The sequence below is a fragment of the Mycobacterium sp. URHD0025 genome, from assembly GCF_000426065.1.
Classification (GTDB): domain Bacteria; phylum Actinomycetota; class Actinomycetes; order Mycobacteriales; family Mycobacteriaceae; genus Mycobacterium.
Genome location: NZ_AUEQ01000012.1, coordinates 41,690 through 67,466, shown reverse-complemented (window position 1 = coordinate 67,466; position 25,777 = coordinate 41,690). Strand labels below are relative to the sequence as shown.

Genomic DNA, 25,777 nt, shown 5'->3' with positions numbered 1-25,777 from the left:
GAACGATCGGTAACCGTATGGGCACCCAGAATTCACCTGGGTCTGCTCAGGGGCTCTCCCGCCACTCCGGCGGTCAGCAGCCGATGCGCCGCGGTATCGCGTAGACGATCAACCGGGTGCCGCGTTCCCAAAATCATTGCGGCGCCCGCGCATTGATCAGGTTGCGGATCGCGGCGTCCGATTTGAGCACCACCTGGGCCCGGTCGGGCGCACTGTTCATCTCGGCCCGTCGGGCGTTGCCACCGGCCACGTGCACCGGCCCCGCCCCGAGGTGGTCCAGGCCTTCGCGGGCAACCTCGGCGGGGTCGCTGATCCGCATACCCGGTGCCGAGAAGTTCAGGCCGGCGCGCTCCATCGCCGGGGTGCGGGTCACCCCGAGCACCAGTTCGAGCACGTCGACGTTGTACTCCCGCAGCTCCAGCCACAGGCTTTCGGCGAACAGCCGGCCGTAGGCCTTCACCCCGCCGTAGACGGTGTGCCGCATCGACCCCGCATAGCCCGCCAGCGAACCCACCAGCAGGATGCCGCCCCGCCCCCGCGCAGCCATCGGCCTGCCGAAGTGCTGGACCAGCTCCATCATCCTGGTGACATTGAGGTCCACGACCTTGTGGAAATCGGCCAGCGGCGCGTCCAGGAACCGTTCACTGCAGGTGTTGGCGCCGGCGTTATAGATCAACAGCCCGACGTCCAGACCGGCAGTCACATCGGCGATCTGCGCGGTGGACGCGGCGTCCACCAGATCCACCGTCACCGTCCGCACCTGTACGCCCACGTCCCGGCAGCGCTGCGCCGTGGCTTCCAGCGGACCGGTCTTGCGCGCCAGGAGCACCAGGTTGAAGCCGTCTTCGGCGAGCATGCGGGCGAACTCGGCGCCGACCCCCTCAGAGCCGCCGGCGATCACCGCCCATGGTCCGTATTTGGCAAGGTCGGTCACCCTTCGGATGCTATCTTTGGCCGCCGAGCCGCCCCGGCGACGGGCGGTAAGGAGGCGATCATCGGCACGTACGCGGTTACCCGGTCGGCATCCGGCATGGCATTTCAGGCCATCGCATGAGTGAGACCGATGACGCACCACTGGTCACCGTGTCGCCCGGACCCACCGACGTACACGGGCCGCGGCGCGCATGGGCGGCGGTCGGGCTGCTGACCCTGGTCGGCACCCTCAACTACGTCGACCGGTTCCTGCCCTCTGTCCTGGCCGAACCGATCAAACATGACCTCGCCCTGTCGGACACCGCGATCGGGGTGATCAACGGGTTCGGCTTCCTGATCGTGTACGCCGTGCTGGGCATCGCGGTGGCGCGGGTCGCCGACCGTGGCACGTACGGTGCGGTGATCGCCGCCTGCCTGACACTGTGGGGCAGCATGACCATGCTCGGCGGGGCCGTGCAGTCCGGTTTCCAGCTCGCGCTCACGCGGGTGGGGGTAGCGGTGGGCGAGGCGGGCAGCACCCCGGCCGCCCACGCGTACGTGGCCCGCAACTTCGCGCAGGATCGCCGCGCCGCGCCGCTGGCTGTCATCACCCTGGCGATCCCGCTGGCCAGCGGCGCCAGCCTGATCGGCGGCGGATTGTTGGCCGAAAGCCTGGGCTGGCGAACGGCTTTCGTCGTGATGGGCGGGCTCAGCGTGGTGTTCGCCCCACTGGTGTTGCTGGTGGTCGGCGCGCATCAGGCGCTGCCGGTCGCGAAGCCGAGAGAACACGTAGCACCGGACGAGTGGTGGGCACTGCTGCGCAAACGCAGCTTCCTGTTCCTGGTCGGCGGCACGGCGTTCATCGCGGCCGCAGGCTACTCGCTGACCACCTTCTCCCCCGCCTTCCTCATGCGCACACAGTCCATGTCGCTCAGCGAGGTCGGGCTCGAATACGGCGTGGCCACCGGACTTGCCGGCGTGTTGGGCCTGGTGATCGTGGGCCGGATGGCCGACCGGCTGGCCGTGCGCGATCCACGCTGGCTGCTGTGGATCGTGATACTGACCACGGTCCTGCTGCTTCCGGCCTCGGTGTTGGCGTTCACCGTCGAAAGCCGCGCCGCATGCGTGTGGTTCCTGGCGCTCAGCTACGTGATCGGCACCGCCTACATGGCCCCGTCGATCGCGGCGATCCACCGTCTCGTGTTACCCCAGCACCGAGCAACCGCATCGGCGATCTTCTTGTTCTTCAATGCCACGCTCGGAGCCGTCGGCCCCTTCGTCACCGGCCTGATCAGTGACACGCTGACCCCTGATCTCGGCGTCCACGCGCTGGGCCGGGCCCTGCTGGTCCTGGTCCCGGTGCTGCAACTGCTGGCCATGGGTTGCTATCTGATGGCCACCCGTTGGTACCGCGACGACATCGTCGAAACGGATGCCTAGCCGGGCCTAGCCCCTGCGATGTTCCGTCGCAGGCTCCCGGCGGCGCGTGGCGCCCCACAATCCGACCGCGATACCGACGACGGCACCGCCGAGGCCGATGACCTGCTGTGAGCGTGGCAGCTGCTCGTGGACCGCGAGCCCGCCCAGTAGGTCGGAGGCGTCGGCGCCGCCGGAGGCCAGGAACCATCCGCGGGTGTCCTTGCCCCGCAGCCCGGCCGCCAGCAGCAGCCCGCCGATCAGGGCATCGCGATATCCCATCGACCGCCACAGCAGCTGTGCGGTTGCATCAGGCAAATCCTTTGAACCCCATAGCCTGTCGGCCCGCTTCGGGTCGACGAGAAAGGAGACGCCCGACGCGAATCGGATGGCACCGGCGGCCAACGCGGCCCGGTCGATCGACATGTCGTGCAGCCTAGGACCTGGGGCCTGCCGCGGGCGGAACTCCTGAGAAATCTCCCAACCGGCTCCGGTGCCGCGACTTGCCAGCAATGATTGGGGTACCCGAGTTCAGGAGCGCACACATGGCCACAATCGAAGCCAACGCACAGACCGACTCGTCTTTCGAGAACGATGTCGCAGCCACTCAGGCCTACATCGACAGCCCCAGGTTCGAGGGCATCATCCGGCTGTATTCGGCGCGTCAGGTCGCCGAGCAACGCGGCACGATCCCGTCCGACTATCCGGTGGCCCGCGAGGCCGCCACCGCGTTCTATCCGTACCTTCGCGAGCTCTTCGCACAGAAGAAGAGCATCACCACATTCGGCCCGTATTCGCCGGGCCAGGCGGTGGCGATGAAACGGATGGGCATCGGGGGCATCTATCTGGGCGGCTGGGCGACCTCGGCCAAGGGGTCGATCAGCGAGGATCCAGGACCCGATCTGGCCAGCTATCCGCTCAGCCAGGTGCCCGACGAGGCCGCGGGTCTGGTGCGGGCGCTGCTGACCGCCGATCGCAATCAGCAGTACCTACGGCTGCGGATGACTGCGGAGCAGCGCAGTACAACGCCCGTATACGACTACCGGCCGTTCATCATCGCCGATGCCGATACCGGCCACGGTGGCGATCCGCACGTACGCAATCTGATTCGCCGCTTCGTCGAGTCCGGGGTGCCGGGCTATCACATCGAGGATCAGCGTCCCGGCACCAAGAAGTGCGGCCACCAGGGCGGCAAGGTGCTGGTGCCCTCAGATGAGCAGATCAAACGGCTCAACACCGCCCGGTTCCAACTGGACATCATGCGGGTGCCGGGCATCATCGTCGCGCGTACCGACGCCGAGGCCGCCAACCTGATCGACAGCCGGGCCGACGAGCGCGATCAACCGTTCCTGCTGGGGGCGACGAACTTGTCCGTGCCGACCTACAAGTCGTGCTTCCTGGCGATGGTGCGCCGGTTCTACGACCTCGGCGTCACCGATCTCAACGGCCACCTGCTCTACGCGCTGCCCGAGGGCGAGTACGCGACCGCGGACGCCTGGCTGGAACGCCAAGGCATCACGAGCGCGATCGCCGAGGCCGCCAAGGGCCACACCGCCGGCGATTCGGTGGACGCCATGTTCGACAAGGTCGAGTCCGCCTTCGTGGAGGCGTGGCAGGCCGACGCCGGTCTGAACACCTACGGCGAGGCCGTCGCCGAACTGCTGGAGTTCCGGGAACGTGAGGGCGAGCCCGCCGCGATGAGTGCCGCCGACTGGCGCGCCTTCGCCGCACGGGCATCCCTGTACTCGGCGCAGCAGAAGGCCCATGAGCTGGGCGCCGACGTGGCCTGGGACTGTGAGCGGGTCAAGACGCCCGAGGGCTACTACCAGGTCCGCGGCGGCATCCCGTATGCGATCGCGAAGTCGTTGGCGGCGGCGCCGTTCGCCGACATCCTGTGGATGGAGACCAAGACCGCAGATCTGGCCGACGCCAAGCAATTCGCCGATGCGATCCACGCCGAGTTCCCCGACCAGATGCTGGCGTACAACCTTTCTCCGTCGTTCAACTGGGACACCACCGGCATGACCGATGACGAGATGCGTGCTTTCCCCGCGGAACTCGGCAAGATGGGGTTCGTCTTCAACTTCATCACCTATGGCGGTCACCAGGTCGACGGCGTGGCCTGCGAGGAGTTCGCGACATCCCTGCAGCAGGAGGGCATGCTGGCACTGGCCCGGCTGCAACGCAAGATGCGCCTGGTCGAATCTCCTTACCGCACACCGCAAACCCTGGTCGGCGGCCCGCGCAGCGATGCTGCCCTGGCCGCGTCATCCGGCCGCACCGCCACCACCAAGGCAATGGGCGCCGGCTCCACGCAGCACCAGCATCTGGTGCAGACCGAGGTGCCCAAGAAGCTGCTCGAGGAGTGGCTGGCGATGTGGAGCGATTACTACAAGATCGGCGAGAATCTGCGCGTGCAGCTCCGGCCGCGTCGTGCCGGGTCGGATGTCCTCGACCTCGGGATCTACGGTGAGGGTGAGGAGCCGCTGGCCAACGTCGTCGTCGACCCGATCAAAGACCGGCATGGCCGCAACATCCTGACGGTGCGCGACCAGAACACCTTCGCCGAGAAGCTGCGTAAGAAGCGCCTGATGGATCTGATCCACGTGTGGCTGATCCACCGGTTCAAGCCGGAGATCGTCTACTACGTGACGCCGACGGAGGACAACGTCTATCAGACCGAGAAGATGAAGGCCCATGGCCTCTTCAGCGATGTGTACCAGGAGGTCGGCGAGATCATCGTTGCCGACGTGAACCAGGCCCGCATCGACGAACTGCTGGCACCCGATCGCGAGGCGCTCGGACGGTTGATCCGCAAGGAGGACTGAGGTTTTCGCGGGGGGTGGCGCGGGTGACCGCGCCACGTTCTACCGCGCCGCTTTCTGCCGCGCCGCTTCCTACCGCAGGGTGGTGACCGGCGTGGGTCGGCAGCCTCCGGGTAGAAAACCGTGCCGTCGTGGGCTCCGGAACTTCCATGTGCGGCTGACGCTTGGCTGGGGCACTCCGAATTGAGGACCAACGTCCCTATTGGCGATTCCGGAGCCAGCACATACTGACGGCAGCCACACTCGTTCAGGAGGGCCGCAGACATGACCGAAGCACCTCAACCGCGAAACGACGGATCCGTCAGCCGCCCCAACCGACTCGGCCAGGCGGCGGCCGTGGTGGGCATCGTCGCCGGTGTCCTCTTCATCGTCGCCGTGATCTTCTTCAGCGGGCTGATGATCGGCGCGGGCCACGGCTATCACAACTGGGGCTACCGCGGCCTGTCCGACGACCGGCCCACGAGTTCCTGCCCGATGGGCGGCAACGGGATGATGGGACCCGACCACAACTCATCGATGATGCCGAGCCCGTCCCCTATGCCAGCACCGCGACCCTGATGCTCGCCGAGGATTCCCGCCAATCACTTCCGCCACAAGGACATTGGCGCGCGCGACGACGGCACCGACTCCCGCCGGCCGGTCGGGCGTAGGCGGGTCGGTGTCAGTGTCAGTGTGGGTGTCGGTGTCCACCATGGATCGGCACCTAGGGGTCATCTCCCTTTCCATCCACCGGTGGATGGAAGAGGTCTTCGGGGTGCCAGTAGTGGTTGATGCGGTCTTGGCCGGTGTCCAGGAGTGGCGGCGGGATCCATTCGACGCGGCCGTCGTCACGGATGCGAGTGCGCCAGCCTTTGTCGTGGACGAGACGGTTACTTTTCGGGCAGGCCAGGGTGAGGTCGGTGATGTCGGTTAAACCACCTCGGCTGAAGTCTTTTCGCGCGTGGTGAACCTGACTGCGGTCGGTGGAACAAGTACAACCGGGCCGAGTACACCCACGGTCACGGTTGTGCAGCACGATCCGCTGCCCGGGAGTGGCGACGCGCTTGGCGCGTCCCAGATACAGCGGAACCTCACGGTGATTCTCGTAGACCACGAGGTAGTGGTGGGCATGGGCGCCCATTCGGATGACATCGCCGATCGGCAGATGGATGCCGCTGGTGGTCAGTCCGGTGCCGGTCCTGGTTTCCAGCTCCCGGAGCGTGGTGGACACCACGATGGATACCGGTAGCCCGTTGTGCTCACCCAGTTCCCCTGAGGACAGCACGCTGCGGCCGATGGCGACCAGAGCGTCGTGATTACGTTGGGCCGGGGTGCGGGTATCGGCCGCAATCGCCTCTGCGCTGGGAGTGCCGGTGGTGCAGGGGTGTTCATCGGCGGGGTTGCACATGCCGGGGGCGCCGTAGCGCGACAGGATGGGGGCGAGGGTGGCGCGGGCTTCGGGGGTGAGCCGGCCACGGATTTCGCTGGTGCCATCGGCGCGTTGAGGCCCGATGAAAATCTCACCTTGGCATTGGCATTCGTCGTTTACAGGTTCGGTGCCGTCCTGGTTGAGCAGGAACGCGATCCGATCAGCACACTGTTTCAGGATTTCCGGACTGTTGTCACCGGCGATGCGGGCCAGATCGGTCTCGATCTGGGCGTGGGTGGCCGCATCGAGCGGCACGGGCGGCTTGGCGAAGAACTTACTGATGATGGCGACGTGCTCGGTGTTGATCAATCCGGCGGCCTGGCCGGCGGCCACCGCCGGCAACACCGGCTCCAACGATTCTCCGGTTACCGTGAACCGTGGACCCAGATTGGCGGCTTCGGTGACGCGGCGTTTGGCTTCTTTGGTGCTGATGCGTAGCCGGATCGCCAGCACATCGGCCCAGCTCTTGGCGCCCATCTCGGCTGGGGTGGCCCGGGTTTGAATCTCGGCCAACAAGGCATGGTCCACCGCGGGCGCGCGCCGGACTTGATGTTCCCGGCGCGACTGAAGATCGAGTAGGTCGGGCAGGCTCAGGCCCTGGAAGTTGAGCGCGGCCAGTTTCGCGCACACCGCGTCGTACTCGTCGTAGGCGGCCAGCACCGTCTCCCGATCGGAGACAGTGTTCGCAAGCATGTTCGAATTCTACCGCCAGTCACGGACACCCGGAGCGGTTATCCACAGCGCACGATCTATCCACAGATCCTGCCCCACAAGGGAATTAAAGCTTGACAGGCCCGGCACTCACCCGTGCAGCCACCGCTGCAACGGCGAATCCGCCGAGCGCCGACCAGCCCAGCACACCGTCGAGCCCGGTCTTGGCCATCAGGGTCAAGGCGGCGCCGGCAACACACAACAGCGCACCTGTGACTTCGGACCGCGCGCCGCTGATCTGCACCCGGTCGTCCCACCATGGCAGCGGGCGGTGCTCCAGCGGGGACAGCAGCCGGAAGGCTACCGCCATGACGGCGGCGAAAACCACGGCGCGCAAGGCCAGATGAGCCCAGAAGCCCGGGGCGTGCGGGTCGAACGCGTCCAAGCCGAGGGCGTGCAAGCTGAATGCGGCGACAGCGATCACCGGGATGTGCCAGAGGTACAGCGTCATCGCTCCCCCATTGCCGGTCGCGATCACGTACCAGACCCGCGGACGGGATGCCCAGCGCCGGATCGGGTTCGCAGCGGCGATGAACAGGCACGGCATCCAGGTGCAGTGCAATGCCAGCAGCAGCGTCGGGGGCGATACATTGGACACCCGATCGGCTCCGGTGACCACAAGGGACACATCGTAAATGCCTGTGAGAGCGACGATTACCTGCGCAACGAATGCGACGACGGCGATCGCCAGCGCCCGTCGCGCACAGATCAGGCGCCGCGCATAGGCCACCCCGATCACGACCGGGATCAGCCACACGATGATCAGGTTGGCGGTGCCGGCCTCCGGTGTGCCGACCGCGAACCGGACGGCGTCGACACCGCCCGAGGCGGCGATGAGTCCCACGACCACCCATGCCAATGCGCGGCCGGTCCGCAGGCGCATCAACGTGGGGACGAAGGCGAGCGTCAGCAGGTAGACACCGAGGAACCACAGCAGGGCCACGCATTCGCGCCCCAGTGCCGAGGCGGACGCGGCGCCCATCGTCGCGTGCACCACGACCAGAACCACGGCCCACACCGCCAGGTACCAGAACACCGGCCGGCACAACCGCTGGGCGCGCGCGAACAACCATCCGCCCCACGAGCGACCGGAATGCCAGCTGTAGGCACCCGCAGCCCCGCCGGCCAGGAAGAACAGCGGCATGACCTGCATCACCCACGTGATCGGGGCCAGCGCCGGAAGTGCACCGAGGATGTTGCCGACCCGTACACCCCCGGAATCGATGGTGGCCAGCAGCAGGGCGCAGTGCCCGAAGATCACGACCAGCAGGGCGCCCAGGCGCGCGACATCGACCGCACGGTCACGGTCCGGCTTGGTGTCCTGTGTGACTTTGTCCCGGGTGACGGTGTCCGGGGAGGGCACAGCCTCGTCGATTGGCATGACCTCAGTCTGCCGGTCCGAACGCCGGGTCGGGATGGGTATTACTACGTGTCCGCCGGCTGACCCAGCACGGCCACCACCACCGATCGGTCCAAACTATTGGCCGACCACACACCGATAGCGGTGTTGGCGCAGTCGGACAGGATCGCGAAATCGACCGGGTCGTAGTACCACTGGTTGAGGATCTCGATGCCGTTGATCGCCAACGCCGGGTTGATGGCGACCGTTTCGGCCACCCGGCCGCGGAATCCGGCACCTTCGGCCCGCGACTGCGGCGTCGATCCGTCGGAGCCCGCATGGTCGTCCAGGCTGCGGTTGGCGAGCAGATCGTTCGTGTGCCATTCGGCTGCCAACCGCAGTTTCGGGTCGGCCGTCACATTCGTGCTGCAGCCCGCCTGGCGCTGGATCGTGAACACGTTCGCGATCACGCCGCTGTTCAAGCGCTGGTTGTCGGCGTGCGCGGGCGCCGGACCCCATGCTCCGGAAAGCACCAAAGGGGTCGCGACGGCCGCGATCAGACCGGTTCGAATTGCGAAATGAGCCATCGGTTTTCGACCTTGTCGAGGGTAACCCGCACGCTTGAGGTGGATTTCGTCGGCGGACCGGTGCCGATCGTGGTGGTCTGGTCGACGAGCACCAGGACAACCGCGTGCCGGGACGATGCCGATACGGAGGCGGCGGCCGGCACCGAAGCGACCGCCGAGATCACCTGCTGCTTGGCCCCTGGGATGACGACATCGTCGATCAGTTGCGTGTACTGGTCGCGGAACTCACCGGTGAGCCGGTCCACTGCCGCAGGCAACGCGGTGTCGACGGTGTCGGGTCGATAGGACAGGATCGCCACGGTGCTCTCGCTCGCGGCACGGACGGACTCGACCCCTGCCGCCTGGGTCGCTCGCGCGGCCCCATCCTGCCATTTCAGGAAGCCCGCTCCCAACGCCAGGATCAACGCCACGGCAGGCAGCGCACCGAAGGCCAGCACCCGCGTCCACGAGATGGACCGGCGTCCGGATGGGCCCTGCTCTGCGAGTCCGGCCTTGTCCTCGATCTGTTCTTCGACGACCGGGTCGTCGGCCTCCAGCTCATCGACCTTCGGATCGGAGAGCTCCGCTGCGGTATCTGTGGTCATGGCACGAACTCCACATTCGACACTTTGACGTCGTCGCCAACCTTCTCGACGCTGATGCGCATGCGCCAGCGACGTGGATCTTGTTCGGGTACAGCGCCGGTAGAGGTCTTCACCGAGACGGCGACGAGTACCCGCGCCTCGTCATCGGTCTCGGACTCGAGGCCGGCCTCGGCGACGGTGCCACGGGATGTCGACTGGGTCCGCTTGACGATCTCGACGAACGGCCCCGACCGCTTCTCGAAGTCATCTCGGAAGGTACCGGTCGCCGAATCCAGGATCCGCTGCATGTCGGCGTCGGCTTCAGCGTGGCTGATCGAGGTCAGGTTCACCGCCGCCTGGCGTGCCACCTGCACGAACCGTTCGCGCTGCTCCTGGGCGGCATGGGATCGCTGGTCGCGAAAGCTCAGCCAGCCGGTGAGGGCACCCAGCGCCACCACGACGACGAGCACCAACGCGATCGGGCTACGGACACCGGGGTTGCCGGTGCCGGGCTCGTCTAGCCGCTCGGCGGTGTCAGCATGCTCTGCCATGTCTTGCCTTTCGTACTGTCGACGAGGTCGGAGTCGGTGTAGGACCGGCCGTCCGGCGCCAGGTAGGTTCCGGTGGCCGGGTCGTAGGGGACGAAGGCCACGGGCGGCGGCGCTGTGCCGCTGCCCTGCGGGGGCGGCAGTCGCGGATCGGTGCCCGGTGCGTACTGAGGCACTCCCTGGCCGGACAGCGTCTCGTTGGGATCGCCCTTCCAGTTCAGGCCGTCGTTCAGCGGGACATACTCCTGGTCGCTTTCGCACAGTTCGACGGTCGGCGCCCGCTTCCACGGCTTGGTCTCGCACGGGATGTTGCGCACGCCACGAACATTGAGGGCCGAGTCCTGCGGCACCCGGCAGTACAACTCGCCTGCGGGCCGTTCCGGGTAGTCCTGGTCGGACGGTGACCTCTGTTGGCGCACCGGTAGGAAGCCTGTGTTGCATGGTGGCGGCAGGTTGAGGTTCAGATTGAAGTCGAGGTAGATGCCCCGGTAGGCCTGTTTGGTGTCGGCGTTGGCCAGGGTGATCGCCGACATCACGGCGGTCCCCTGCGGGTACAGAACCAGCAACTGTTCCAGGTCGTTGCGGTAGGTGACCGCGATGTCACCGAGGCTCACCATGTTGGCCAGCAAGACGGGCAGGGTGGGGGCCACCCGCTCGAACAGCGCCTTGCCCTCCCCCAGTGCCGGCGCGCCTTTCGTCAGCAGGTCCGCGAATGCGGCGTCCCGGGTTTTGAGTTGGCCGGTGATCGAGGCCATCCGCTGCGCCCATGTCGCGATCGAATCGGCCGTCTGTACTTGGGAATTGAGCACCGGTGGGGACTGGTCGATCAACTGCGCGAGCGGATCGACAGTCTTGCCGCCTTCGATGGCCAGAGCGGTCGAACCGTCGACGATGCGAGACAACTCAGGTCCCAGCCCCCCGACGGCCTTGGCCGACTCGTCCACCACCGTGCGCAGATTGTCCGGCGGAATGGCCTGCAGCGCTTTGTTGGTCGCATCGAGCAGGTTGCCGATGTCGGCCGGGATGCGCACCTTGTCGACGCCGATGACGTCGCCGTCGCGCAAGGTACCGGTCGCGCCGCGGTCAGGAGTCAGTTCGAGGAACTGCTCCCCGACCGCGGACCGACTGTGGACGGCAGCCGAAACCGGCGACGGCACTGCGATGTCCGAGTCCAGGGTCAGCACCGCATCGACTCCGGCACGGGTGACGCCGATCGATTTGACCCTGCCGACCTCGGTACCGCGGTAGGTGACCACAGAGGTCGGGTACAACCCACCCGCAGCAGGGAGTTGGACCGTGACCGTGTACCGGCCGAATCCGAGCAGAGCCGGGACGTTGACGAAACCGAATGCCATGATGCCCACCGCGACGACGGTGATCGTGGTCAGGATCGCCAACTGGATCCATACCGAACGGGACAGCCGGATCATGTCAGTACGCCCCCCATCGGTAAGGAGCGATCAACGGGTTGCCCGCCGTGTACGGGCTTGGCATCTGACCGATCGTGCGGCCCCACTGCATTTCGAGTTCTGTGAGGTTGCCTTCCCACCGGGTTCCGGTGAACAGACTGCTGTCGATCCGGCTCAAGGTCAGATCGACCACCAGCGTGATGTTGGCGAAGTCGCCGCGGAACCAGTTGGCCAGCGTGCTCTTCACCCACGGATATGTCGACAGGAAGTCGAGGCCCCGGGTGAGTGCGGGCCCGGCGTTGGCGAGTTCCCGCAGCACCGGCGCGATGTTGCGCAGGTTGTCGACGAGCGATTCCTTGGTCTGGGCGACGGTCGAGGTGGCGATCGCACTGAACTTTCCGAGTGCGTCGACCGCGTCGGCGATCTTGGTGCGCTGCTCGGACAACACGGCGAGCGCCTTCGGGATCGTGGTGAGCGCGGTGTCGACGGTGTCGTCCCGGGCCGCCACCTGACCGGCCAGCGAGTTGAGCCGCTCGGTGGCGGTGATGATGTCGTCGGTCTGTGCGTTGAGCCCCGCGATGAAGGTGTCCAATTGGCCGAGGAGACTGCGCATGTCGTTCTCGCGGCCCGCCAGCGCCTTCGCGAAGGTCTGGTTGATCTCCTGCAGCTGGGCCAGCCCGCCGCCGTTGAGTAGCACCGATACCGACGCGAGAGTCTGCTCGGTGGTCGGATAGGTGGCGGCGGCCGACAGCGGGATCACCGAGCCGTCGGTGAGTTCTCCGCGCGGCGCCTCGCCCATCGGCGGCGCGAGCTCGATGTGCATGGAGCCCAGCAGGCTGGTCTGTCCGAGTTTGGCTGTGCTGTTGGCCGGGAGGTGGACGCCGCCGTCGATGCGCATGGTCACCAGGGCGTGCCAGTCCTGGACTTCGATCTTGGTGACGTTGCCTACGTTGACGTCTCCGACGCGCACGCGGGTGTTCTGCTGGATCACCACCACATCGGGCAACTGCGCTTGGATGGTATACGAGCCGTCGCCATTGCCTTCGGTTCCCGGCAGGCTCAGTGAATTCAGCCCGCGCCATTCGCATCCCGGGATCACCGAGAGGCACACGATGACGAGCGCCGCGACCACCGGCCGCCTCATGGCGTCCCTCCCGGGAGCATCAGCCCGGGCAGCCCCAGTGCCGGATCGGTTTGGATCGGCGCCTGTTGCGGTCCCTGCGATATCTCCGCTGCACGCGGCGCGAGAGCCGGTGGCGGCAGGTGCGGATTGAGCCGGTCCTCGCTGTAGGTGATCTCGTTGGGCCGCGCTGACGCCCCGACGAACGGATTGATCCCGAGCGGCGGGAAGTTGTACTGACGGTTCTTGATGATCGGCGCGAGGTACTGCACGCACAACTTCGCCGATTGCTCCCAGTCCTTACGGGACGCCGCTTGTATTGCGCTGCAGATGAACTGGACGGTGTTGGCGAAGTTGACCGGTGCCAGGATCCCGGTCACCGCGCTCTGCGCGGGCTGGTAGATGTTCATGAAGTTCTGGAACACCGTCGGGGCGATGTGCAGGACCTGCTTGACGTCGGCGCGGCTGTCGTTGAGTGCGGTGGTGATCGCGTTGAGCCGGTCGAACGTGACGCCGAGACCCTCGCGGTTCTCGGCGATGAACCCGCGCAGGTCGTTGACCGCTACGTCGAGGGCCTGGGTGGCGTTGGCCACCTCGTCGGGGCTGTTGCTCAACACGGTGCTGATGTCGGCCAGGTTGGTGTTGAACGACGCCAGCAGATCGCTGCTCGAGGTCAGCGCGGATACCAGCAGTTGCAGATTGCGGACGGTGCTGAAGATGTCGGTGCTGTGATCGCCCAGTGCCGAGACCGCTTGCGACAGTTTGATCACCGTGTCCCGGGCGGTATCGCCCTGGCCGCGCAGATTCTCTGCCGCGCTGTTGACGAACTCGCCGACCGCGCTGGGCCCGCCGGGGGTGGTGGGCTGCAGGGAGCCGGTGAGCTTCTCCAACTGCTGACGCAGGTCGTCCCATTCGACGGGAACCGCGGTACGCCCCCGTGGAATCGCCGCACCGTCGGCCAGTTTCGGACCACCCTCATAGGCCGGAACGAGTTGGAGTGCGCGGGCGCTGACCAGCGACGGCGACAGAATCGCCGCCTGGACGTCGGCGGGAACCGGGTATTGCCTGTCGACCGTGAAGGTGACCTTGGCGGCGTCAGGCTGAGGCTCGATGCTCTCGACGGTTCCCACCGCCACGCCGAGGATGCGCACCTCGTCCCCGGTGTAGAGCCCGTTGGTGTTGGCGAAGAACGCGGTGAAGGTGTTGTCCCTGACCCGATCCCACCATGGGGAGGCCACCACGGTGATCGCGACGACCAGGATGACGCTCAGCGCCGAGGCGATTGCGATCCGCAGTACGCGTGTCGACATGGTCACCGCCCGCCTTCTGCTGGTACCGGTGGCCCGAAACTGGGCGGCGGGAGTTCCCCTGGCGCGGGGGCCGATGCGGGTGGTCCGGGCGGCGGCCCACCAGGCGGCGGAGCGGGCAGTGGTTCCCGGTAGGGATAACGCGGATCTCCTGGCTTGCCGGTGATCGCGTCGGGCAGGTTGAGGTTCGGTTCCCCACCCTGTCCGGTGCGCGGGTACGGCATCGGCAGCGGCGGGGTACCCGGCTGGCCGGTACCCGGGTCGACAAGTTGCGACGGCAACAGCACATTGGGATCCAGGCCCAGATCGGAGAACGCGGAATCGACGAAGGGCTGGGCGATCTGCCCGGGCAGCAGATTGACCAGCGACGCCTTGAAGAACGGTCCGGCCCCGAGTACTTCGCCGAACGACATCGCATAGCGGCGCAGCAGATACAGCGTGCGCTGCAATTCGCCCTTGCGGTTGTCCAGGATCTCCAGCACCCCGTTGAGCTTGTCGACGGCGGGTTTGAGTTGCGTGCGGTTGTCGGCGACCAGGCCCGAGATCTGGTGGGACACCGCGGTGAGGTTGTTCATCAACGCGTCAACCGAGTCCCGTTGGGACAGCAGTTCGGCCAGAAGTGCATTCGTGGTCACCACCAGATTGGCAATCTGGTCGCTGCGCTTGGCGAGTACCCCGGTGACCTTGTTGGCGTTGGCCAACAGGTTGCGCAGTTGGTGGTCACGGGCATTGAGGGTGTCCGAGAACCGGCCCACGCCTTCCAGCGCGAGTTTCAGATCCGGCGGGGTGTCGCGGAACGTGTCCGCCAAGGTGGTGAGCGCCGAGGACAACTGAGTGGTGTCCAGTCCGCTGATCGTGGTGGTCAGATCCCCGAGCGCGGACGGCAGGTCGTAGGGAGAGGTGGTCCGTTCGATGGGGATCGGTGCGGCGAGAGTGCCGTCGCCTCGGGAGGTCAGCTCGAGCACCTTGGTTCCGAGCACGGTCTCGGTCTTGATTGCCGCCTCGGTGCGCTCGCCCAGTTCGACGTCGTCACGGACGGTGAAGTCCACCAGAACCCGGGCGCCCTGGAGCCGGACCTGCGAGACCCGACCCACGCTCAGTCCCGAAACCCGCACGTCACTACCGGATTTGATGCCGCCGGCCTCTGAGAAGTACGCAGAGTAGTCGGAGGTGCCCTTGATGAACGGAATCTTGTCGTAGGAGAAGGCCGCCACCACCGCGGCAGCGAGCAGGAGGATGGCCGCCGCACCGACGGCCGGCCGGCTGCGCTCTGCCAGCGGCTTGATCGTGGGCCGTTTGATGGTGAACCCTTTGAGTGTCAGTCGCGTCATTTCGGCGTGCACCGTCCCGAATCCTGGCCGGCGAGTTTGACATACACCGGCTGGCCGCCTTTTCCGTTGAGCTTGAGAATCGCGTCGCACAAGTAGAAGCCGAAATAGTCGCCGTAGAGCCCGTTCCGGGCGAGCACCTGGTACGCGTCGGGCAGCGTCTTGACCAGGTCGTCCACGTAGTCCCGATCGGCCATGATCTGCCCCGAGAACCGATCCGTCTGGGTCACGGCTTCTTTGATGGGTTCACGCGCGGTGGTCAGCAGGTCGGCCACCGAGCCGGCGGCGGCGTTGATGTAGGCCGTCCCGGTTGCGATGTCGGATTTACGTTCGGCCAGTCCGGCAACCAGCTCCGACAGCTTGTCGAGGCCTTCGGCGAACTGTTCGTCGCGTTTGGCGAACGTGCCGAGCACGGTGTTTAGGTTGGTGATCACCTGACCGATCAGCTGATCGCGCCCGGCCAGCGTGGTGGTCAACGCCGAGGTCTGGGCCAGTACCGATGAGATGGTGCCGCCCTGCCCTTGGAACACCTTCAGCAGTTCCCCGGACAGCGCGTTGACCTGATCCGGATCCAGCGCGCGGAACAACGGCCGGAATCCGCCGATCAGGGCGTCGACGTCCAGCGCGGGCGATGTGCGCTCCAGTGGAATCGACTGTCCCGGCCGAAGTTTACGAACAGATCCGGGCCCCTCGTCCAGGGACAGGTAGCGGTCGCCGATCAGGTTTTCGTAACGCACCGCGGCGCGGGTTCCCTCGGTCAGCGTCAGCGTCTTGTCGATGGCGAAGTCGACGGTGACTGTCCCGTCCTTGTGCAGCGTGAGGTCCTTGACCTTGCCGACCTCGACGCCGGCGATCCGCACGAAATTGCCGCCCTTGAGCCCGGACACATTGGTGAACACCGCGCTGTAGGAGGCGCGTGAATCGAACCGGAACTGTCCGAACACGGTCACCAGGATGAAGGTGAAGACCAGGCTCAATGCGGTGAACAGCACCACCCGCGTCGCGACGCGGAAAGTCGCGCGCCTCATGGTTGTCCCTCCTGCGGTGCCGGCGGACCTGGCGGAGGCCCCGGCGGCGGTGGGTAGAGCGGCGCTCCGTCCGGTCCGAATTCGGGTGCGCCGTAGGCGGGCGCACCCGGATACGGCGGCAACGGGCCCGGTGCCGGCGCGCCCGGATAGCGGATGCTCGGCGGTTCTGGCACCGCGCGCGTGACCGGGAAATAGTTGGCCCAGCCGGGAAATCCGATGCCGGGATTGGGCCGGACATCCAGTCCCGTGCCGAACCCGGTGTCGGTCACCAGGTACTTCACCGGGAAGTTCTTGCTGACGTCGGGCAGCGAGCCGCAACTCGGCCTGCCACCGGGCCCGCCCGTGGCGTTGACCACCGGAAGGTTGTCCGGATACCGGTAGGGATCGTCGCCGGCCAGCAGGGCGGCGTCCATGATCACCGATTTTCCGTTACCGCCCAGTGCATCCCGGCCGCCGTGTTCGAGGAACCAGACCGCCCCCTGGAACAGGCAGGTGTAGGTCGGCGAGTACTTCATGAACAGTGCGGTGGTCGGATCGAGCAGGTTCAGCGCACGCACGAGGCTGGGTTGGTTGGCTCCGAGAGTGTCGATGCCCGAGCGGGAGAAGCCGACCGCGGACAGCAGCAGTTCGTCGAGCGCCCCGGCGTGGGTGCTGATGGTGTTCCCCGTCGTCGAGAACGAGTTGAGGATCGACAGGATGTCTTGCGCGGCAACGGAGTATGCCTGAGCGGTCGCTCCGAACAACTGCCAGTCCCGACGGATGGTGTCCAGCCGGGGATTCACCGCGAGCAACACATTGTTGGCGTCGGTGATGGCCTGGCCGATGACTTCCCCTTTGCCGCGCAGGGATTCGCCGACGGCGGCGAGGATCGCATTGAGTTTCGCCGGGTCGATCGCGGTGACAACGGATTGCAGGTTTTCGAACACGGTGTTGACCTCGACGGTGACATTGCGCGAGTGCAGCACCGCGCCCGGTCGCAGCGGCTCGGGACTCGCGCCGCCCTCCGGGACGATGAGGTCGACGTATTTGGCGCCGAAGGCGGTGCTGGATTTGATCTCCGCCTCGACGTTGCCGGGGAGGTAGGCGAAATCGTCGGGATCGATCTTGAGTCTGAGTCTCGCGCCTGCGTCCCCCGCGGTGGCTTCGGCTGCGATGGACGCTACTTCGCCGATCTGGACACCTCGCAGCTTGACCTTGGCGCCGTCCTCCATGACCAGGCCGGCCCGATCGGAGATCAGGGTGAGCGGGACGGTACGGCGGAGTGCGCCGGTGAACAGCAGTGCGGTCAGGGCGATCACGGACACGATCACGATGACCAGGACCGGAGCCCACCAGATCGGGTCGATCTTTTCTCGCCGGGGTGAATTGGTCATCGCGGCTACCCCGACAGGTGGAAGTTTCCGGACTGCCCGTACACGGACAGTGTGATGGTCAACAGGATGAACACCCCGGCGGTGATCGAGGTGCGGACCGCGCGGCCGACCGCTTCCCCGACGCCGGCGGGTCCACCGGTGGCGGTGTAGCCGTAATAGGTGTGGATCGCCATCACCGCGGCCGCCATCGCGAGCGCCTCGGTGAACGACCAGACCAGGTCGGCTGGATGCAGGAACGTGGTGAAGTAGTGGTCGTACACACCCCGTGACTGGCCGTAGATGATCGTGGTACCGAACCTGGTGGCCAGAAACGACATCAACACCGCGACCGTGTAGATCGGCACCACGGCCATCACTCCCGCGACGATGCGGGTGGACGCCAGGTAGGTGATCGCCCGGATGCCCATCACTTCCAGCGCGTCGATCTCCTCGTTGATCCGCATGGCGCCCAGTTGCGCGGTGGCACCGGCGCCGATGGTGGCGGCCAGTGCCACACCCGCGGTCGCGGGAGCGATGAACCGGACATTGAGAAAGGCGCCCAGAAACCCGGTGAGAGCTTCGATTCCGACGTTGGACAGCGTGTTGTAGCCCTGGACGGCGATCAGCGCACCGGTGGTCAGGGTCAGGAATCCCACGATCACGACGGTGCCGCCGATCACCGCGAGCGCACCGGTACCCATGCCCATCGTGGCGATCAGCCGAAGAACCTCGCCCGGATAGCGCCGCAACGCATCACCGGTGGACAACAACGCCTGGCCGTAGAACGCGGTCTGCTCCCCCACGCGGCGGGTGCCGTCCACGGCTCGGTTCAGGATTTCGGGCCCACGGTCCTCGGAAGTGGTTGTCACGGAGCCACCTTCACGCCGAAGGCGGTGGCGAGGATGTTGATGAAGAACAGCGCCATGAAGGCGAACACCACGGTCTCGTTGACCGCGTTGCCGACAGCTGTCGGGCCCCCGCCCACCGAAAGGCCCTTGTAGCAGGCGATCAGGCCGGCCGAGAGCCCGAACAGCAATGCCTTGGCCAGAGACACCACGACTTGCGGCAGGCCGGTCAGCAGCGTCAGGCCCGCCACGAAGGCTCCGGGTGTGACGTGCTGGACGTAGACGACGAAAACGTAGCTGCCGGTGAGACCGACCACTGCCACCACCGAATACAACATCAGCGCAACGAAAGTCGCTGCGATCACCCGTGGCACGACCAGCGCCTGGACCGGGTTCACCCCGATTACCTTCATCGCGTCGATCTCTTCCCGGATGGTCCGGGCGCCCAGGTCGGCGCACATCGCGGTGGCGGCCGCGCCCGACACGACGATCGCAGTCACCACCGGACCGACCTGGGTCACCGAGGCCAGGGCCGCGCCCGCGCCGGACAGGTCACCGGCACCGACCTCGAGCAGCACGATGTTGAGGGTGAACACGATCAGCACCGTGTACGGGATGGACAGCACCACGGTGGGCACGATCGAAACCCGTGCCACGAACCAGATCTGATCGAGCAACTCGCGCCAGGCGAATGGCGGGCGCACCATGGCGGCGAAAGTTTCACCGGCCAGGACGACGAAATCGCCGACCGCGAAAGCGGGTTTGACCCAGGCGGTCCCCATCACGACCGACCGGCGAGGACGATATACACGGGTTACCCCGATCGCCGTGGGGCGTCGACGCATGACGACTGCAGCGGCGTCGTTGCCGCACTGCGCGAGCACTCCCGTGCGGATCCCACATTCATTCCCATCGTCGCCGACCCTGGGCGGGACGTTAGGAGTGAGCTGGGTTAGCTGTCAACGCACATCTCCGGGAAACGCCGCCGTTAATTACCGATACTCGCAGGCTGCGAGGTTTGCGCGGGTTCGGCTCAGCCCGATCGAATCAGGCCGATCCGAGCCATGGCGGACGAGCGGGGCCACGCGGATGATGCGCGCGCCGGACCCGTGTCGTGGACAGCGATCGGACGCAGACGTTTGGCCTGGCGAGCTCGGTTTGCACGCCTCTGGTCCGCTAGCTCTGCCAATTCGGGGTGCCATCGAGAAAGACATGCGGTTGCCGGACGCGGTTCCTGTCCCGCCGGGCTTGCAAGCGCAGTAAATTGCTGGCGTGGGGAAACGACTGTTGGCCGACGGCAGGGGCCGGTTGCTGGCCCTCGCGGTGTCGATCGCCGTTGCCGCCGGCATGGTCTACGTGCAGAACACCGAGTCGACATGTTGCCCGGACGCCCCTGCCGCCACCTCGCCCACCAGCCGCCAGCAGCCTGCGCCGGCGCCACCTCAAGCCGCGTTGGTCGCCGCCAGCGCGCCGGTCGTGGCCCGCGACTTCCAGTTCTCGCTGCCCAAAGGCCCGGCACCCGAGGGCGGTCTACAAGTGAAGACCATCTGGGTGGCCCGTGCCATCGCCGTGATGTTCCCGGAGATCAGCACCATCGGCGGGTTTCGCCAGGATGCGCTGAAGTGGCATCCCAACGGTCTGGCGATCGACGTGATGATTCCGAACTATCACTCCAAGGACGGTATCGAACTCGGTAACCAGATCGCCGGTTTCGCGTTGGCCAACGCCAAGCGCTGGGGTGTGCTGCATGTGATCTGGCGTCAAGGCTTCTATCCCGGTATCGGCGCACCGAGTTGGACCGCCGATTACGGGAACGAAACGCTCAACCATTTCGACCACGTTCACATCGCCACCGACGGCGGCGGCTATCCCACGGGCCACGAAACATACTTCATGGGCTCCATGTCCAAATAGCGCGCGTGGCGTCCATCTGAGATCTCCACCCGGTCCTATATGACGGTCGATCGGCGCGTTTGGCCGCCGAACGAGCGGGTATGTATCCGCGGCACGGGGGGTCGCTAGGACCCCGGCGATCTTCAGCCCATGAACCCGCCAGGGATTCCTTTACTGAACACAATTTGGCGAGGAGTCCAGAAATGACGATCAAGAATGCCGCGGCCAAAGCCGCTACGACGGCCGCTTTGCTGCTCGCAGGTGCCGGTATGGGGGCGGGCATGGCCCAAGCCGACCCGCCCGGGCCGTTTCCGCCACCGATGCCACCCGTGCCAGGGCCTGGCGTGAATGTCGGTGTGCCCGGCAACCCGCTGCCACCCGGGCAGGGCTTCCTCCCACCTCCGGGGCACGGCGGCCCTATGCCGCAGGACCGCATTTCGTTCGCGGCGCCGCCTCCATGGGTATTGATGCCGGTCATGCCGCCGATGGGCGCGCCGCCCGCGCCGCCGCTGCCTGACTGGGCAGCCGGGTTGCCGGTGTTCTGGAATCCCGATCTCGGCGCCTGGGGTGTGTGGGATGCACAAGCAGGAGTATTCGTCCGGATTTAGCCCCGTTTTGCGGTCGGCGGGTCCGCTACGCGACGCTGTCCACGTGTGCGGCGGACTCGCCGATCGTGGCGTGGTGTCACCGATGATGTTGTGCTGCAATGCAAGTTCGGGATGGCGCGCCGGGGTGTTCATCCGTCAACTCCTGGGGCGGCCCGACCAGCCTGGCCGACTACGTATGTAGTCAGAATTTGAGCGGCGGGTAGGGTGCTGTCAATGAAGCGCGTACAGGTTGTGCGTGGCTACGGCGGCATGAGCGCGGCCGACCGCCGCACCGAACGACGGAGCAAACTGCTCGCCGCCGGACGTCAGATCTGGGGCGAATCCGGTATCACCGAGGTGACCGTCCGCGCCGTCTGCACCGCCGCCGGACTGACGTCGCGGTACTTCTACGAGCAGTTCCCCAGCCGAGACGCATTGCTGTTCGCCATCTCCGACGATGTGCGGGACGAGTTGCTCACCGCCTTGGTCAACGCCGGCGTCGGCCATCCGGGCACCTTGACCGACAAACTGCGATCAGCACTCACCACGTTTCTCGACATCATCGCGGCTGACCCGCACATCCACCGCATCGCGACCGGCGATGTCAGCAGCGTCCCCGGCCTGACAGAACACCGCACCCACATCTTGGACATGATCACCGGCCTGATCGTCCAGCACGCGCCGGATGTCCTGCCTTCCGCGACACCGAGCCTTCCCCAGTTGCGCCGCGGCGCACAGTTCATGGTCGGTGGGGTCAATCAGATCATCGAAGCCTGGCTGGCCGACCCGACCGAGACCACCGAGGAACTGGCGGCCGAGTGCGCCGACCTCTGTGTCGCCGTGGTGCGCGGCGTCACCCACAGCAGCGACTAGCGTTTCCCGCTGGTGTTTGACCCGAGCTGCGGTGGCAACTCTGAAGGTGATCGGGATACCACCAACAGAGAGGCCCTCTGATGAGCCATCCGAATTCGGATGAACGCGAGTCCGATGTCGAGCAAGACAGCCATGTGGCCACATCGCGTGCCGGCCGCGATTCCGACGGCAGCTATGTGGGACGGGCGTCCTCAGACGACGATTTCGACAGCGGGCAGACGGGGGCCGAGGCGCGCAGTTCCGACGGTTGAGCCGGTCATGCCGGCACCACACTGTCAGCCGCCATCACCTCCGCAGCAGCACGTTCGCCAGACCGGACCGCCCCGTCGATCCAGCCGCACATGATGGCCGAACTCTCCGTACCGGCCCAGTGGATTCGGCCACACGGCGCCCGCAGCGCATGCCCGAACTCAGTCAGCACACCGGGCGGGGCGTGACTGATCATCCCGCCACCCGAATACCGCTCGACCGTCCAGTTCTGTTCGTGATAGCTGATAGGTGATGCGGCTTTGGGGCCGAACCGATCGATCAGCTCAGCGATCACCACAGCCTTGCGCTCGGCAACGTCCAAACGTCCGAGCCGCCGTGCCGCAGGACCTTCGGTGATGACGCACATGATCCCCGGAGTGCCGGTGTCGGTGCAGGCGTCGATGGTCAGTGTGGCGGGGCTGCCGGGCGCCGCCGACTGTCCACACAGCCCGTCGGCACGCCAGAACGCGGTGTCATAGACAACGGAGATCTTGAAGACGGCGCCGCCGGGCATCCGCTGATGGAGCAACATCCGGTCCACCGGAAGCATTGGCTCATAGGCGATCTGGCCGGCCACGGCCAACGGAACGGCGATGATCGCCTGCCGCGCCCGCACGGTCATACCGTCGGCATGGACGGTCACGCCGCGATCGTCGTGCGTGATCAGCCGCACCGGCAGCGAAAGATGCAGCGCGTCACCGATTTCGGCGGCCATCGGCCCGTAGATGGCCGCCATACCTCCGTGCACACGTGCGTCCTGCGCGCCGTCCTTGTTGGAGATGACGAAGACCGGCCCGCCGCCGGACCCCATCTGGTGAAGCGCCCACAGCAACGACACCTCCGAGGCCGCCGAGGTGTAGATGCCGGCGAACGCCATATCGAGCATCTCCCGCGCCTGCTTGGATCGCATATGACGATTGATCCACTCCCCCAACGTGATCCGGTCCCACTCGACCGCCTTCTTCGCCTCCCAGGGAGCGTCGAATGGGATAGACCTGCACATCAACTCCACCTCGAGGAGTCCGGCACCGAGATTCGCGATCGCCCACGGACTCATCGCCCAGGGGATCGTGCCCGAATACCGGTGCTGTTTGCCGTCGAGAATCATCATGGCGTCACCGTCGACGTACTCTTTGTACTCAGCCGCACCGAACTCGGTCATCAAGGCTTTGATGCGGTCCTGCCCCGGACCTATCCACGCTCCACCGCGGTCGATCCAGGTCCCGTCGTCCAGCACCTCGGTGTAGGTGCGTCCTCCGACGCGGTCCCGCGCTTCGAGCAACGCCACCGAGCTCCCTGCCTGCTTGAGCCGCAATGCGGCAGCCAAGCCGGCGAACCCGGCACCCACTACGCAACAATCGACATCCGCCATGGTCGCCTCCCCGTTCTTGGCGGGCCAGATGCGCTCAAGCTACGCCGATCGCAGCGCGGAAATTCAGAATCAGCAAATAGTGACGAGCCTGTCGGTGCTCACGCCCGACGTGCTCAGAGCCACGTGGGCGGCCGGATCGCATTCGCGACGTCGACAAGGGTGTACCGGTGACGCCGCCGCGGCGAGTGCCGCGCCAGTTCGCGAAGCGCCTCTTCGATGCCCATACGAAGACCGCACTGGTCGAATGCATGCCCGAAGATCGGGTCGTCGCTTGACGTGGCGCCGCCCGATCGGAGCCAATCCAGCGCTATGCCGAGCACGAGTGCGCGTATCTGCAGGGCCCGCGGCTCGGCGTCCGCCAGGCGGCTCACCCGCAATGCCGCGTCGCGGAGGTCGGCCTCGGTGATCTCGGCGCACGCGCGCCCGTCGAGCAGCGTAACCACCGACGTCAGTTGAGCCTCACCGTGATGGCGCGACGTCACCGGGACCTGGTCGAGCACGGCGATGGCGCCCAGCCGGTCGCCACGTCCGGCGAGCAGACGCGCCACACCGAACGCGGCGTTCACCATCGACGGGTCGGTTCGCCACAAGGTTCGGTAATACCGCTCGGCCAACGATCGCAATCGGTCCCCGTCCGGCACCTGGCCGGTGTCGAGCTGGAGTTCGGCTGCCGCCGCTGCCGCCAATTTCGGCGCCGCCTCGCCCGGGAGCAACGCGACCACCCCCTCGAAAAATGGCAACGCTGCCCCGGGATCACCGGACTCGAGCGCGGCAATGCCGTCGTCCCAGCCGTCCCGCCAGTCATCGCCGGTTTCCTCGGTCGCCAGCGGTTCCGGAAGCGCATGGGCGACGTCTCGTGCGCTCAGCCGGACGTTGCGCCTTCGGCCGTCGGCGAACACGTCGGTGCGCCGTAGCGCCAGGTCGGCACCGAAGGTGGCTCGAGGCATGCTGAACAATGTGGAGGTCCAAGGGCTCGGTGCGCCCGTCTGCTCGGCCAGGATCTCGTGCAACACTCCCCTGCACTGGCCGGCCAACTCCTCGACCGACGAGAATCGTTGCGAAGGACGAATATTGGTGGCACGAACGAGAAGTCGGTAGAAGGACTCGTACCGTTCGAAAAGCGGTACCTCGTCGCGGGAGGGCAGGGATTCGGCGTAGCGATCGTTGGGCAGGTCAACGGTCAGCTTGGCCAGCGTGCGGCCGATCGTGTAGATGTCGGTAGCAATGGTGGGACCGGTCCGGACGATTTCGGGTGCCTGAAATCCCTTGGTGCCATAGATGTATCCGAAGTCGCCGACACCCGATACCGCACCCATGTCGATCAACTCGACGTTGTCTTCGGTGAGCATGATGTTGTCGGGCTTGAGGTCGTTGTAGACCAGTCCGAGTGAGTGCAGATAGGACAACGCCGGCATGACGTCGAGCAGATAGCCGAGTGCCTGCTCGACGGGCATCATCTGCTCGGGTGCTGCGCCCTCCTCCTGATGCTTGGCCAGAATGGCTTGCAACGTGGTTCCGCCGATGTACTCCATCACGATGTAACCGACCGGACGACCGTCGAAGCCCGGGTGTTCGACGAAGTTGTAGATCTTGACGATGCCGGGGTGGTTCACCATCGCAAGGAACTGGCGTTCGGCGACGACGATCTCCTCGGCCTGCTGCGCCGCGGGTTGGAGCAGACCCTTGAGCACCACCCAGCGGTCGCTGACATTGCGATCGATCGCCAGATAGATCCAACCAACGCCACCGTGGGCGATACACCCCTGGACCGCGTACTGGCCCGCGACCAGTTCCCCGGCGTCCAGCTGCGGTGAGAACGAGAACAGCGTGCCGCAGTGCGGACATACCCCTTCGCTGGGCCCCCGCCCGCCGTCTCTCCCCCGGCCCACCGGCTGTCCGCAGCCACCGCATTCGCGTTTCGACTCGGCGACAACGGGATTGGTGAGGATTGCGCTGGCCGGCTCGATGTCTTCCCGGATCGGGATCTCGACCAAACCGTCACCGATACGCCGGCGCCCCGTCCGCAACCGCGGCCGGGTGCCCTCCACCTTGACCGGTGAGGATTCGGTGACCAGCACGGCCCTGGTTCCGTCGTCGCGCGCCAT

General features: G+C 66.2%; 24 protein-coding genes. 7 read left to right on the top strand and 17 right to left on the bottom strand.

The window, feature by feature from the left end:
• Positions 1–133: 133 nt before the first annotated feature.
• Positions 134–934: an SDR family NAD(P)-dependent oxidoreductase gene (locus tag H977_RS0119000; RefSeq protein ID WP_029109336.1), complete on the bottom strand. Its 801-nt coding sequence runs from the start codon at positions 932–934 to the stop codon at positions 134–136.
• A 116-nt stretch (positions 935–1,050) separates the two neighbouring features.
• Here H977_RS0119000 and H977_RS0118995 point away from each other — a divergent pair, with 116 nt between their 5' ends.
• Complete coding sequence (locus H977_RS0118995) at positions 1,051–2,352, top strand: spinster family MFS transporter (RefSeq protein WP_051288951.1); 1,302 nt, start codon at positions 1,051–1,053, stop codon at positions 2,350–2,352.
• A gap of 6 nt (positions 2,353–2,358) precedes the next feature.
• Here H977_RS0118995 and H977_RS0118990 read toward each other — a convergent pair whose 3' ends face one another.
• A complete protein-coding gene (locus H977_RS0118990; protein ID WP_029109334.1) occupies positions 2,359–2,754 on the bottom strand; it encodes a DUF4267 domain-containing protein in 396 nt (131 codons plus the stop codon).
• Positions 2,755–2,873: 119 nt separating this feature from the next.
• Between H977_RS0118990 and aceA the strand changes: the two genes are divergently transcribed.
• Positions 2,874–5,156 carry an isocitrate lyase ICL2 gene (aceA, locus tag H977_RS0118985; RefSeq protein WP_029109333.1) on the top strand — a complete coding sequence of 761 codons (2,283 nt, stop codon included), beginning with the start codon at positions 2,874–2,876 and terminating at the stop codon, positions 5,154–5,156.
• Positions 5,157–5,417: 261 nt separating this feature from the next.
• The gene (locus H977_RS33510; RefSeq protein ID WP_036476450.1) at positions 5,418–5,711 is read left to right on the top strand and encodes a hypothetical protein; all 294 of its coding nucleotides are present in this window, start codon (positions 5,418–5,420) and stop codon (positions 5,709–5,711) included.
• 145 nt (positions 5,712–5,856) lie between these two features.
• Here the strand turns inward: H977_RS33510 and H977_RS33505 are convergent, their stop codons facing one another.
• The 13 genes from H977_RS33505 to H977_RS0118915 all read right to left on the bottom strand — a co-directional run bounded on the left by H977_RS33505 (position 5,857) and on the right by H977_RS0118915 (position 19,480).
• Positions 5,857–7,254 carry an HNH endonuclease signature motif containing protein gene (locus H977_RS33505; protein ID WP_051288950.1) on the bottom strand — a complete coding sequence of 466 codons (1,398 nt, stop codon included), beginning with the start codon at positions 7,252–7,254 and terminating at the stop codon, positions 5,857–5,859.
• An 85-nt stretch (positions 7,255–7,339) separates the two neighbouring features.
• Positions 7,340–8,653 (bottom strand): acyltransferase family protein, encoded by a 1,314-nt coding sequence (locus tag H977_RS0118970; RefSeq protein WP_029109332.1) that lies wholly within the window; start codon positions 8,651–8,653, stop codon positions 7,340–7,342.
• A gap of 44 nt (positions 8,654–8,697) precedes the next feature.
• Positions 8,698–9,198 (bottom strand): CAP domain-containing protein, encoded by a 501-nt coding sequence (locus tag H977_RS0118965; RefSeq protein WP_029109331.1) that lies wholly within the window; start codon positions 9,196–9,198, stop codon positions 8,698–8,700.
• Positions 9,168–9,782 carry a hypothetical protein gene (locus H977_RS0118960; protein ID WP_029109330.1) on the bottom strand — a complete coding sequence of 205 codons (615 nt, stop codon included), beginning with the start codon at positions 9,780–9,782 and terminating at the stop codon, positions 9,168–9,170. Before H977_RS0118960 ends, H977_RS0118965 begins: the two co-directional genes overlap by 31 nt.
• On the bottom strand, positions 9,779–10,312 hold the full coding sequence (locus tag H977_RS0118955) for an Rv1363c family protein (RefSeq protein ID WP_051288949.1): 534 nt from the start codon (positions 10,310–10,312) through the stop codon (positions 9,779–9,781). Before H977_RS0118955 ends, H977_RS0118960 begins: the two co-directional genes overlap by 4 nt.
• Positions 10,279–11,739, bottom strand: a complete 1,461-nt coding sequence (locus tag H977_RS0118950; protein WP_029109328.1) for an MCE family protein — start codon at positions 11,737–11,739, stop codon at positions 10,279–10,281. Before H977_RS0118950 ends, H977_RS0118955 begins: the two co-directional genes overlap by 34 nt.
• 1 nt (position 11,740) lies before the next feature.
• Positions 11,741–12,862 (bottom strand): MCE family protein, encoded by a 1,122-nt coding sequence (locus H977_RS0118945; RefSeq protein WP_029109327.1) that lies wholly within the window; start codon positions 12,860–12,862, stop codon positions 11,741–11,743.
• Entirely contained in the window at positions 12,859–14,154 is a 1,296-nt protein-coding gene (locus tag H977_RS0118940) for a virulence factor Mce family protein (RefSeq protein WP_029109326.1), read from the bottom strand. The genes H977_RS0118945 and H977_RS0118940 overlap by 4 nt, the downstream gene beginning before the upstream one ends.
• Positions 14,151–15,476 carry an MCE family protein gene (locus H977_RS0118935; RefSeq protein ID WP_155946721.1) on the bottom strand — a complete coding sequence of 442 codons (1,326 nt, stop codon included), beginning with the start codon at positions 15,474–15,476 and terminating at the stop codon, positions 14,151–14,153. The genes H977_RS0118940 and H977_RS0118935 overlap by 4 nt, the downstream gene beginning before the upstream one ends.
• Entirely contained in the window at positions 15,473–16,501 is a 1,029-nt protein-coding gene (locus H977_RS0118930) for an MCE family protein (protein ID WP_029109324.1), read from the bottom strand. Before H977_RS0118930 ends, H977_RS0118935 begins: the two co-directional genes overlap by 4 nt.
• Complete coding sequence (locus tag H977_RS33500) at positions 16,498–17,874, bottom strand: MCE family protein (RefSeq protein WP_036476447.1); 1,377 nt, start codon at positions 17,872–17,874, stop codon at positions 16,498–16,500. The genes H977_RS0118930 and H977_RS33500 overlap by 4 nt, the downstream gene beginning before the upstream one ends.
• Positions 17,875–17,879: 5 nt before the next feature.
• A complete protein-coding gene (locus H977_RS0118920; RefSeq protein ID WP_044518893.1) occupies positions 17,880–18,722 on the bottom strand; it encodes an ABC transporter permease in 843 nt (280 codons plus the stop codon).
• Positions 18,719–19,480: an MlaE family ABC transporter permease gene (locus tag H977_RS0118915; protein ID WP_029109322.1), complete on the bottom strand. Its 762-nt coding sequence runs from the start codon at positions 19,478–19,480 to the stop codon at positions 18,719–18,721. Before H977_RS0118915 ends, H977_RS0118920 begins: the two co-directional genes overlap by 4 nt.
• Positions 19,481–19,961: 481 nt before the next feature.
• Between H977_RS0118915 and H977_RS0118910 the strand changes: the two genes are divergently transcribed.
• The 4 genes from H977_RS0118910 to H977_RS35655 all read left to right on the top strand — a co-directional run bounded on the left by H977_RS0118910 (position 19,962) and on the right by H977_RS35655 (position 22,302).
• Positions 19,962–20,612, top strand: coding sequence for a VldE C-terminal domain-containing protein (locus tag H977_RS0118910; protein ID WP_231396015.1), 651 nt, complete (start codon positions 19,962–19,964; stop codon positions 20,610–20,612).
• A gap of 182 nt (positions 20,613–20,794) precedes the next feature.
• Positions 20,795–21,199 (top strand): hypothetical protein, encoded by a 405-nt coding sequence (locus H977_RS33495; protein WP_036476445.1) that lies wholly within the window; start codon positions 20,795–20,797, stop codon positions 21,197–21,199.
• Positions 21,200–21,412: 213 nt separating this feature from the next.
• The gene (locus tag H977_RS0118900) at positions 21,413–22,051 is read left to right on the top strand and encodes a TetR/AcrR family transcriptional regulator (protein ID WP_029109320.1); all 639 of its coding nucleotides are present in this window, start codon (positions 21,413–21,415) and stop codon (positions 22,049–22,051) included.
• 80 nt (positions 22,052–22,131) lie between these two features.
• A complete protein-coding gene (locus H977_RS35655) occupies positions 22,132–22,302 on the top strand; it encodes a hypothetical protein (RefSeq protein WP_196808275.1) in 171 nt (56 codons plus the stop codon).
• Between the two features lie 5 nt (positions 22,303–22,307).
• Here the strand turns inward: H977_RS35655 and H977_RS0118890 are convergent, their stop codons facing one another.
• Both H977_RS0118890 and H977_RS0118885 read right to left on the bottom strand, forming a co-directional pair.
• A complete protein-coding gene (locus tag H977_RS0118890) occupies positions 22,308–23,672 on the bottom strand; it encodes a flavin monoamine oxidase family protein (RefSeq protein WP_029109319.1) in 1,365 nt (454 codons plus the stop codon).
• A 113-nt stretch (positions 23,673–23,785) separates the two neighbouring features.
• Positions 23,786–25,777 (bottom strand): serine/threonine-protein kinase, encoded by a 1,992-nt coding sequence (locus H977_RS0118885; RefSeq protein ID WP_029109318.1) that lies wholly within the window; start codon positions 25,775–25,777, stop codon positions 23,786–23,788.